Source organism: Actinocorallia herbida (genome assembly GCF_003751225.1).
Lineage (GTDB): Bacteria > Actinomycetota > Actinomycetes > Streptosporangiales > Streptosporangiaceae > Actinocorallia > Actinocorallia herbida.
Map to the genome: position 1 here is coordinate 497,844 of NZ_RJKE01000001.1, position 11,410 is coordinate 509,253.

Below are 11,410 nucleotides of genomic sequence, written 5' to 3' on the forward strand. Positions count from 1 at the left end.
AGCCCGCCCGTCAGAGATCGAGGTCGATGTCGTCGGCTGCCGCCGCGCTGCGCTCGGCCTCGTTCAGCTCGGCGGACGAGAGGGTGAGCGCGTAGTGCAACCGCGGATCGAACTCCGAGAACTCCTCGACCCGGTCCAGCACGTCGGCGACGAGCTTGCGCAGGAACACCCGCGGCGCGATCCCCACCTTGCCCCCGAGCCCGCCCGTGACGGCCGTGGCCAGCTCCGCGATGTACGCGTCGTCTACGGCCTCATTGATCCGCTGCGCGTCCGTCGCACCAGCCGCGTAGAGGTCGCGCACGGCCCTGCCGAGTTCGCCCAGGCGCGGTAGGTCGAACCCGGTGAGCCGGAGCTGGACCGCGCGGGGCGAGTCGAAGCGCGGGTCGGTGGTGAAATCGGTGGCCAGCCGCTGGGCGAGCGGTGGCAGCCGCTGCACCCCCTGCTGCCCGTCGTAGAAGGCCGGAGTGCCCGTGACGACCAGGAACAGCCCGGGGAAGCGCCCGGTGTCGATCTCGTCGATGAGCTGCCGCAGCGCGTTCAGCCCCTTCTCCCGGACGTCGCCGCGCACCCGCTGCAGGGTCTCGATCTCGTCCAGGACGAGCAGCAGCCCGGGGTGCCCGCTGTCGCGCAGCACCGTGAGCAGCCCTTGCAGGAAGCCGAGCGCCGCGAAGTGGTCGAGGTCGCCGCGAACCCCGGCGGTGCGCTTGGCGGTGGCGGCGACGGACTTCTGCCCGCCGAGCCAGGCGATCAGCGCCTCCGCGGTGGCCGTGTCGCCCGCGCCACGCGCCCGGTGGTAGCCGCGCAGCGCGGCCGAGAAGGCGGGAGTGGTCCGAGCGACGTCGGCGAGCCGCCGTTCCATCAGCTCCTCGACGGCCTTGGCCAGCGCGTCGTCGTCAAGATCGCCCTCGTCGAGGACGTCTTCTTCGAGCGTGTAGAACCAGCCGTCGATGACGGCGCGAAGGGCGCTCGGCGCGTGCGTGGCGGTCGCGAGCCGTTCGGTGAGGCGGCGGTAGACGGTCTCCAGCCGGTGCAGCGGCGTCTCGGTCTCGGAGATCTGGATCTCCGCTACGGCCAGGCCCGCTCGCTTCGCGCGCTCGCCCAGCCACCGGGCGAAGAAAGTCTTGCCCGAGCCGTACTCGCCGCGCACCGCGTGGAAGGCCGCGCCGCCCTTGGCGACGGTATCCAGTTCCTCGTCGAGGCTGCCTGCGAACCGGTCGAGCCCGACGGCGAACAGGTCGAGGCCCGCTTGCGGCACGGTGCCGCGGCGCAGCGCGTCGATGACCTCGCGCCGCCGCGCGGCGCTGACCTGCCCGCTCACAGCCCGAACTGCTCGCGCAGCAGCGCGACGTCCAGCCGCACGGTCCGTCCGCCGTCGATGAGACCTAGCACGGGATAGCCCTCGACGTTCAGCAGCCGCTCCAGCACGGTCACGAACGGGATCGCATCGCGCGAGGCCCGGCCGCCCGCTGCAGCGGCGACCGCGGCGGGCGACAGCCTGTGGCCGTCAGCGGATACGAGCGCATCGATGACTGTGATGACCTGCGCATTGTCCGGAGCCCGCCGCACGTGGCGCTTCTGCTCGCGGAACCGCTCGCTGGCCACGACCTGGGAGCCGAGGCTCTGGACGATGTCCAGCAGCGCCCCGCTGTCGGGCGCAGCCAGCCGGACGGGAGCCTCGACGACGGCCGCGGCCCCGCCCTGCCACCAGGACGGTGTCACGGTCTCCGGCGCCAGTTCCCGCACGGCGGGCGGAGCGACGTCCATCGAGGGAACGAAGGTCAGGACCGGCACGGTCATCTCCGCGAGAGACGCCCCGCCGTGGTAGCCGCTCTTGCGCGATGTGTAACGCAGGTCCTCGCGCCACGGCACGGTCACGGTGCCGCCGCCTTCGAGGACCCGGGGTCCGCTCACCGAAACCTCGCCCTGTGCGGGCGAGCCGATGCGCCACCGGGCGGCACCGGTACCGCCGGGCGCGGGCGCGTTCTCACTGCGTTCCAGCACATGTCCATGGTCGGACACCAGCACCAGCGGACGGCCCGCGCCACGCGCCGCCCCGGCCAACTCGGCGAGATGGCCGATGTCGGAGACGGACCACTGCCAGCGCGCGCGCCCGTGGTCGAGCGCCTCGTCGATGGTGTTCAGCACCACGGCGACGACGGCCTCACCGGCGATCGCGTCGTGCAGCGGCTGGGCGAGCCGCTGCCCCGCTCCCCCGGCGATGTCGGCTTTGTGGAACAGCAGCGCCTCGCGGCGGTGCGTGCGGAAGTAGGCGGCGAATCCGTCGCTCTCGGCCTTCTGGCCGCCGCTCGTGGGTGTTCCACTGAGCAGTGATGCCCGGCTGAGAGTGGTGAGCGAGGGGATCATGGCCACGGCGGCGCGGCGCGCACCGGTCGCGGAGACCTCTTTCCAGCCACCCCGGTACAGCTCCTCGCCGAGTTCGGCGGCGACGGCGGCGCTCATGCCGTCCAGCACGAGGACGAGGGGGGCACGGACCGCGCCGAGCGGCAGGACGACCTTGGTGAGCACGTCCTCGATGAGCAGGCAGCCGCCGGGCTCGACGGAGGTGGCGTGCGCGGCCCAGGCCGTGAGGCGTCCTGCGAAGGCCTCGTCCAGCAGGTTCCGCCGAGCCTGCGCTTCGGTGAACAGCAGCCGGTAGGCGCCCGCCACGATCGGGTCGCTGTCCTGGTCGCCGTCCCAGAGGACCGCGAGCGCGCGGTCGACCCAACCCCAGGAGGCCAGGTGCTCGCGCACCCCCACGGAGACCGAGGTGACGAGTGGCTCCGTCGCGTCGTCGAGCCAGCGCCGCAACCGGACGGCCATGCGGGCCGTGGTGAGCCGGTCGGCGTTCAGGTCGGCGAGCCGGTGATCGGCGAGATGACGCAGCGCGGTCTCAGCGCAGTCGGAGTTGCCGCCGAGGGCGTGGGCGAGCTGCTGGAGCCGAACACGCATCCCCGAGGGAAGGTAGGGGTTGTCGGCGAGCGCATCGCGGATTCCCGCCTGCTCGGCGAGCTCGTCCGCTCGGTCGACCACGGCCTTGACGCGGTCCCCTGCGCCGCCGCGGCCGGACGCGGCCTCACCGATCCAGCGGGTGAGAGTGCCCTGGACGGCGGAGCTGAAGGTCTTCAGGTCCGTGACGGAGGGGGCGGCAGCGCCGAAAAGCCCGCCAACGGCCAGGGCGGCCTCTGGTGCGGCCCGGGCGTCGGTCAGCACCGCGCTGACGACGCCCAACGCCATCGCGTCGGAGGCGCGGCCCTGCTCGGCGAGCGAGAGGACGATCACGGCCGCGTCGCCCACATGGCCGCGCAGCCAGGCGGTGATGCCCTCGCGCTCGTCGGCGGAGAGCTTGGCGAACTCGCCGGGAAAGAGCGCCGTCCGCGACCAGGCGAGCAGCGCGTCGAGGTCGAAGACACGGCCCATCCGCTCCTCGATCAGCACCCGGACCGCTGCGTCGAGGCTGAGCAGCCTGCCGCCGCTCCGCCGCCAGTCCGCGGTGGCCGCGGCGGCGCGCCAGCCGACTGCCGGCTCGGCGGCCAGAAGCGCCTCGACCAGCCAGGTGTTCCGGCGGATGCGCGGGTCGATCTGGGCGGCACCGAAGCGGCGCCGCACGATCTCCTCCAGGGAGACCGTCAACGTCGTCCGGCGCAGCGCGTGGGCGCACAGGTCGAGTCCGAGCTGGGCGGGCGGGGCCGTGGTGGTGACGACGAGGGTGTCCCCGTCCTCGGCATCCTCGGCGGTCCGGTGCCTCAGCCAGGCGTCGGCGACGCCGAGGACGGACGGCTGGTCGGTGACGCTGATCCGTCGTTCCCTGCCGTCGATCCGCATCGAGAACCGCTCCGACGCGCCCTGTTCATAGCGGCCGTGCACCAGGACGAGCCGGTGTTCGGGCTTGCGCTCCAGCTCGACCTCGAGCAGAGCCTCGACGATCCGCCGGTCAACGACGGGTGCTTCGGTCATCGCGGCGGCTCCACGCCCTGGACCGGCCGCCACACCAGCTCGACTTCGGCTCCGGGATGAGCGTTCAGGTAGTCGCGCATCTCCTTGGACACGAGCTGGAGGTCACCCTCGACGCTCGCGGCGCGCACGGTGCGGCGGCGTCCCGCTCCGGAGACCGGCGGGTCGCCGTTCTCGGTGAGCGAGGTCTGGCTGGCCGTCGGCCGCGTGCCGGAGGCACCTCCCTGTTCGGGCACGGAGGGAATCTCGGGCTTGAAGACCTTCGGTACGACGGGGTCGGGCTTGGGGGGTGCCACGACCGACTCCGCCAGGACCCGCTGGACCAGTTCGCTGGTCTTCGCCTCGGCGGTCCGCAGGGCGTCGGCGAGCGGTCGCAGGTAGTCGGGGGAGTTCGCGGCCTCGCTCAGCGCGGTCGTCACCGCCAGCGCCGACCGCCCGACGCCGTCCTCACGCCGGACCAGAGACGGCAGGGACCCGAGGGTCTGCCAGCCCGTCCGGCGCAGCGCCGCCGCGACCTGCGGGGCGCTCTTGACGGCGTTGCCCAGCTCCTTGTCCTGGGTCCGGTAGGTCACCGCGGCGAGTTCACGCACGAGCTCTGTGGCGTTCTCCTTCTGCGCCAGGCGGGCCAGGAAGGAGGCCGCGTCGTCGGCGGCGGCCAGACGCGCGGCGTCCGGCGCCAGGCCGAGCGTGTCGGCGTGCTCGCGCAGGAGGTTCCGCACGTTCAGGACGTCCTGGTCGAACTCGGCGATCTGCTCACGCAGCAAGGCGGCGAGCTTGTCGACGTTGCGCGAGAACGGGAGCGGCGGCACGTCCTTGCCGAACACGGCCTGGAGCCTGGCTCGAGCGGCCGCGTACTCCTCCGGGCTCGGCTTGTCCTGGTCGCGCAGCACCCAGCCGGGGCCGATCCTGTCCACCTCCGGGGCCGCGGACGGCACACCCTGGAACACCCAGGCGCGGTCGGCGAGCAGCGCGTAGACGGAGATGACGAGGTTGGACACGTTCCGGTCCAGGCCCGTCCAGCCGAGGTCGGCGATCCAGGTGCGGATGTCCTCGACCTGCAGGTCGCGGGTGTCCTTGCCGCTCTGCGCGGCACGCTGGTCGATCCGGCGCAGCCACTCGGTCCCGACGTTGAGCGGCCCGTCGTGCACCTCGCCGAGGTCCAGCGGGTGGACGATCCGGCGCATGAGGCCGAGCTTGTCCCGGTCGACGACGACGCGCCGCTCGCCGTCGTCCATCGCCAGCGCGATCCACTTCAGCACGGTCTTCAGGTCGCCCGGGGTGACGGCCTTGCGGGCGCCCGCGGTGTCGAAGTTCGGGTGCTTGGGGTACATGGCCGCGAACATCGCGTCGGCGAGCTGCTCGGCGTTGAACTTGAAGCCCGCGCCGCCGTGCAGGCGCGGGTCGCGCAGCTCCGGGTTCAGCGAGCTCACGTGCCGGTTCTCGGGCACCTCGGCACCGATGTTGCTGTCCGACTCACCGGTCCGGCCGACGATCCCGTAGAGGTACTGCAGGACGGTCTTCAGCTCGTTGGTGAGGGTGTCCTTCTGGGACTCCAGGTACTGGGCGATGCGGGCCTGCTCCTCGGAGGACTTGTCGCCCGCGTACTCGCGCAGTTTGCCGTTCTGGAGCAGGAAGGAGATCCGCAGGAGCCGTCCGAGCTGCTTGCCGCGCTGCGCCGACAGGTGGTGGGGCAGCCAGACCAGTGTGTCGGCCTCCAGGCCGTCGCGCCGCAGCTCCTCGACCCGCTGGTAGTCGTCGCTGGGGTACTTGTCAGTATCGAACGGGTAGTCCAGGACGAACCGCACATGGCCTGGGACCGAGGGCTTGAACTGGTCGACGGTCATCTTGGCGTCGCGGACGTTGTCGAAGATGAACTCCGCGGTGCGCCTGCTGCCCCGCCAGACGATCTCCCGCTCGCTGACGAACGCGCCCGTGTCCTTGACGTCGAGCGCCTCCCACAGGTGCTTCTTGATCCACAGTCGCCGGGTGCCCGCGTGGTCCTCGCCGGTGACCCGCTCCAGCAGCGGCTCGATGTCGAGGTCGGTGAGGTTCAGCGAGAAGACGGGGTCGTGGTCGCCGTCCGCGCGGATCTCGCCGAAGCCGCTGGTGATGAGCCGTTTGAGCCGCGCGTTGACGATGCTCGCGGGCTCGCTCACCCGCGACTTGATCGAGCCGAGGTTCAGCGCCGCAAGCCGGGCTCCAGTGAGCCGCTTCAGCGCGTTGACGTCGGGGGCCAGGGTGGACAGGATCAGCGTCTTCACCAGCCTGTCGTCGGCCTGGTAGCGGGCGTCGTCGGCGGAGCCGTACTCCTCCAGCAGGTTGGCCTTGACGCGGGCGTGGAAGCGGGTGGCGGCGGCGGCCTCGTGCTTGAGCCGGTCGCTGAACGCCTCGCCGATCCCGCCGGACAGCACGTCCCACAGGTCACCGACGGGGATGATCTGGCCGAGCTTGAGGGTGGAGCCGCGCTGGCGGAGCATCTCGCTGAGCAGCTTGAGGCCGGTCCGCTCGCGCTGGAGCGCGCCTGAGAGGGCGACGAGCACGTTGAGCAGGGCGGGCGACAGCGGGTAGACGTCGCGGAAGTCGTTCCAGGTGGCCTCGGTCGCGCCGCCCGAGTCCAGCAGGACGTCCCGGACCTCCTGGTCCTCGGACGAGACGTCGGCGAACGCGTCGGCGAGCTGCTGCCGCATCCCCTCGCGGGGGCGCAGGACGCGCTCCCTGATGATCGCGGGGAGGTTGCGGTCCTCCAGGCTGATCACCTGGAAGCGGCCCGCGAGGTACTCGACCTGGCGTTCCAGGTTGCGGACCTCGGCGCCCATCACGTCCTCGCCGACGAGCTTCGACAGGTCGCGCTGGCGGGAGATGAAGGAGATGATCGGGACGGGCCGGACGGAGTCCTCGGCCTCGATGAGCTTGACGAGCTTGCTGACCTCGTCGTTCACCATCTCCTGGTTGGACATATGAGCCTGGAGCCACAGGATCAGCTCGTCCAGGAACAGCACGAGCCCGTTGTAGCCGTGCTGGTGGGCGTGCCTGCTGATGACGCCGAGGCCCTCGTCCAGCGGGAGGAAGGCGTCCCGGACGCCGGCCTGGCCGCGCGCGTAGCTGGACAGCGGGCCGGTGAGCAGCGCGGAGACGAGCGCGTCGCGCTCGGTGGAGCCGTGCGGGGCGGCGAACGCGGCGTCCAGCGTGGCAGTGGTCCAGCCGACGGCGCCGCCGATCGGCATGACGTCGTCGGGGTCGGGCTCGGGGATGGCGGAGGAGCCGAGCCACTTGGCGAAGGCCGCGTCATCCGACAGGAACTCGCGCTGCCGGCGCGCGTCGGCGAGCAGCGCGTCGGAGCGGTAGACCGCCGGGACGGGCAGGCCGAGCTCGCGCACCGCGGTGACGTAGCCGCCCAGCAGCTTCGAGCCGAGGTCGGTCGCGCCCACCAGGTGGTAGGGGACCATGATGAACCTGCGGCCGCTCAGCCACTCGGAGTTCTCGGCGTACAGCTCGCGCAGCCTCGGCTTGCCGAGGACGGCCTGGTGGCCTTCCAGGACGGCGTGCAGCACGGTCATAAAGTGCGACTTACCGGAGCCGAACGAGCCGTGCAGGTAGGCGGCCAGGGACGTGTTCCCGGTGAGCGCGATCCTCACCTGGGAGAGGGCGGCGTCGAAGGCTTCCTTGAGCTGGTCGGTGACGACGTACTGGTCCACCAGGACGGCGGTCGCGTCGAACCCGCCCGACAGCTCGACCTTGAACTGCCCCGCGTGGACCTCCTCGGGGAGGTCCAGGACGTCCTTCAGGTACAGCTCTTCCACCGGGCTCATCCCTTCGTCCCCTTGAGGAATTCCTTCGTCGGCCGCCAGGCCGCCAGCAGCTCGGCCGACAGCTCGTGCCGGGAGAGCTGCTCTTCCAGGAAGGCCGCGAACTCCTCGGCCGGGCTGCCTTCCCACTCCGCGTCGTACTCGCCGTGCCACTGCCTCACCCACGGCATCTGCTCCAGCAGGCCGGCCAGCAGCGGCGCGATCCGCTCGGCGCCCCACTGCTCCTTGACGCGATCGCGCACCAGCGTGATCAGCGCCTGCGCCTGGTCCTTGTGATCCCAGCCCGCCCACCCGAGCAGCAGCGCGTCATCGGTGTGCAGAGCCGCACCCGGGTAGGACACGAACCGCTCCTTGGGCACATCGAGCTTGCCGCGGTGCGACCAGTACCAGGGCTTGCGGAAGTCCGCGGAGGTGTACTTAGGCGGCACATCGATGTCGATCTTCCGCTCCTCGCGGTCCTCCTGCCGCTGCAGCTCCCAGGTCTTCTCCCACGCTTCGCGCTTGCGCAGCCCGGAGTCCTTGTAGCGCAGCGCCGCCAGGTAGGGAACGCACTCCTCCTTGACGACCTCTTCGAGGATCGCGGCGAGCGGCAGATCCGGCTTCCCAAGATGATCGGCCGCATAAAGCCGAGCCACCTCACGCAGATCCGAGTCATCCTGCAGGCGCGAGGCAAGTTCCCCGACCGTCATCGTCCGCGGCTGCGTCATCCCGCCCCGCCGCACGAACCACAGCTCCTTGCGCTCACACCGGTCGAGAATCCACTCCCGCAGCGCCGCCTTCTCCTTGGCCTCCCAAGAGTCCGCCGACCAGCGCCGCTTGAACTCCGGCCGCTCCAACAGCCCGATGTCCTGCGGCCGCTGCTCGATCATCTCGATCCGAGCCTGCACGACCTTCGTGTACTCCGGATCCCACTCTTCGGGCGTCTCGGTGACGGGCGCCGACCCATGGCGGACGTACCACTGCTGAACGGCTTCATCATCGCCGTTCTCACGTGCCTGAAGAATCTCGAATGCACGCTGCCCAAGGGAAACGGCAGAGGCGGAACCCGAGGAGGTTACTCTCGATGCGTCTTGTTCGCTGATCAGCCCGTAGATTCTGTAGGCGTGCCAATCAAGCTCCTCCTGGAGCATGATCATTCGCTGCCTGATCTTAGTGCTCCGGAGCCTGGACGCGCTAAGCAACTCCCGACTAGGCGGCTCATGTGCGACGGCGGCGGCTGGCTCAGCCGCATTGAGCTCCGAAGCCAGACGATCAAGTTCTCTACCCAGGTGAACCGGTCTCTCTGCAGGAACCGGAAACTCTTCGAGCTTTGTCCCAGTGAACTCGAAGAAGCTCTCCCAGGCGTAGCGCCCGGTTCCACGTTCCCCTCCTCGGTTCCCCTTGTCGTGGCTGACCTGCTTCAGCCAGAAGCAGGCGGTCGAGGAGTTCAGCAGGCCGAGCAGTCCGAGGTGGTCGTCCTCGCTCGCCGTCTCGGGCAGCTTGATGACCGGCGCGGATCTGTTGAATACCTTGCCCCCGCGATCGAGGACAAAGTGATTGTGTGTTGCTACGAAAGAGAAAGCGATAGAATATTTACTAACAAATCTTCGAGGGAAGAACATTGAATGGTCGAACCAGCGAAGACCACGCTCTTCGAGTGTTTTGTTAAAGTCAATTCTCATGCGCAGAATTGTGCGATTTTTCCACACGAATCTATGCTCGATGTTGTTGAGGTCTCGAGGCTTTGCTTCTTCGGTATATGGGAAAAACGACGAATCTGACGGGCGAATCACATAGTCGCGAACCTCGTCCCCGCGGACCGCGGGCATATTTGAATCCGCCATACCGTGTGTCTTCCAGGAATGTTTCGGCATGAAGAATGCCTCGTCCTGTCCGGTGTGAGTGGTCCGTCCTGTTTCCAGGAATATCCCGCTTAGTCGTTGTTCTGGGTTCCTGTTGATTCGTTCAAACAGTTCGCCAGCGCCGCCACCGCTCAACGACCATGGGTGTGAACGGAGTGTTTGTCGCGGGAGGCGCACGGAGCTAATCCAGGCGGACTCGCTTCGGGGCTTTCCGATCTGTTCCTCGATGGCGCGCCAGACCAGTCCATCGGCAGGGTCTTCGGGTTGTCCTGGTTCTCCGCGTACGCCGAGTAGAGTTTGGATGGATTCGCGCTCGAAAGGGAGCCGATTGCGTCCAGACAGGATGACGGTTGGAGTTCCATGTCCTGGAATAAATGCACCCGAGGTGTCAATTACGTGGGTGAGGTCCACGCTGGGGAAAAACTCTTCGATCAGACTTCTTCCGAACTCGCGCTTCATGAAAGAGTTCGCAGTAATCTGCCCAGTGAACCCTGCGCTGCGGTCATCGCCACCGGCGAATATGGCGAGGTTAAAGATGAGTTGAGCAAACGGTACTGAAAGTGCGTAAAGGCCTGAGCATGCGTTGTAGCCGTTTTTGTAATTCCTGCTTTCCTGCTTGTCTTTAACTGTGATGTAAGGGGGATTTCCGACTGATACATGGTAACTGTTGCGGCCGAGAAGGTCTGAAGATCGGGTGTAAATCCCGATGTCCTCGGTTTTGTAATAGAACTCGTCGTCGGTGGCGAGGAGGTCGCCTTGGATGCCGGGGCCACCTCGGCCGTGGAGGAGGGAGTCGCCCACGGCGATGTTGAGGGGGAAGACGGGGGCCGAAGAGAGTCGGGGCTCTTTGGCGGCGTTTAGGGCCGCTACCAGGAGGCGGAAGCGGGCGATGGCGGCGGCGAAGGGGTTCTTGTCGCAGCCGTGGACGGAGTCCAGGGCTAGACGGATGCGGTCCCACTTGGGCATGGCGGGGGCCTGCTTGTCCCAGGCGGCGAGGATGCGGTGGAAGAGGCCTAGGAGGAAGTGGCCGGAGCCGCAGGCGGGGTCGATGGTGCGGAGGCCCAAGGCGCGGCCCTCGTCGTCGACCGGGCCGGACCAGGCGGCGGGGGTGTGGGGCCAGACGGGCTGGAGGCCGAATTCCTCAAGGGCCGGGGTGAGGGTGAGGTCGAGGATGAATTCCTCTACGAACTCCGGGGTCTGGAGGAGTGCGTAGGTCTTCTGGGCGTGTTCGCTGAGGTCCTGGTAGAGGTCGCCTAGGAAGCGGGTGTCGTGGCCCTTGAAGGTCCAGGGGATGTTGCCTTCGGCGTCGGGGGTGCGCCAGAACTTGAGGAGGGCGGCCGCCGCTTCGTAGGAGGGGTCGGCTTCCCAGAGGGGGTTGTGGGCCTCGTCGAAGAGGCCGGCGACCGTGGGGTGGGAGGAGGCGAGGGCGGTGAAGGAGGCCTTCAGCCAGTCGCGGTCGTTGTGGGAGGGGTTCTCGCGGAAGTAGTGGGCGTGGTGGTCTTCGGCGTCCGCCAGGCGGTCGCCGGGGCCGGAGATCCATGGCTGGTCGATCAGCTCGTTGTCCTCGCAGTACCGGACGAAGACCGTGCCGAGCACCCAGGCGACGGCGATCTGGGTCAGGCGGTCCTCGCGCCAGTCGGTGTAGTTGACCGCGATGCGCTGGGCGGTGCGGGCCCGCTGGTGCTCGGTCGTCAGCCTGCTCCGCAGCGCCTCGTCGGTGTCGGAGGTCGCGCGCAGGTCGTCCACGAGGGCGGTCACCTGCTTGCGCAGGTCGGAGACGAGGGTGCGCTCGGCGTTCTTGCGGCGGGCCAC

At 68.9% G+C, this 11,410-nt stretch carries 4 protein-coding genes; all 4 read right to left on the reverse strand.

The window, feature by feature from the left end:
* Window positions 1-10: 10 nt before the first annotated feature.
* The 4 genes from brxD to pglX are packed head-to-tail and all read right to left on the reverse strand — an operon-like array spanning window position 11 to window position 11,410.
* Entirely contained in the window at window positions 11-1,318 is a 1,308-nt protein-coding gene (brxD, locus tag EDD29_RS02580) for a BREX system ATP-binding protein BrxD (RefSeq protein WP_123661991.1), read from the reverse strand.
* Window positions 1,315-3,954, reverse strand: coding sequence for a BREX-2 system phosphatase PglZ (gene pglZ / locus EDD29_RS02585; RefSeq protein ID WP_123661992.1), 2,640 nt, complete (start codon window positions 3,952-3,954; stop codon window positions 1,315-1,317). The genes brxD and pglZ overlap by 4 nt, the downstream gene beginning before the upstream one ends.
* Window positions 3,951-7,760 carry a BREX-2 system ATPase PglY family protein gene (locus tag EDD29_RS02590; protein ID WP_123661993.1) on the reverse strand — a complete coding sequence of 1,270 codons (3,810 nt, stop codon included), beginning with the start codon at window positions 7,758-7,760 and terminating at the stop codon, window positions 3,951-3,953. The genes pglZ and EDD29_RS02590 overlap by 4 nt, the downstream gene beginning before the upstream one ends.
* Entirely contained in the window at window positions 7,757-11,410 is a 3,654-nt protein-coding gene (pglX, locus tag EDD29_RS02595) for a BREX-2 system adenine-specific DNA-methyltransferase PglX (RefSeq protein ID WP_123661994.1), read from the reverse strand. The genes EDD29_RS02590 and pglX overlap by 4 nt, the downstream gene beginning before the upstream one ends.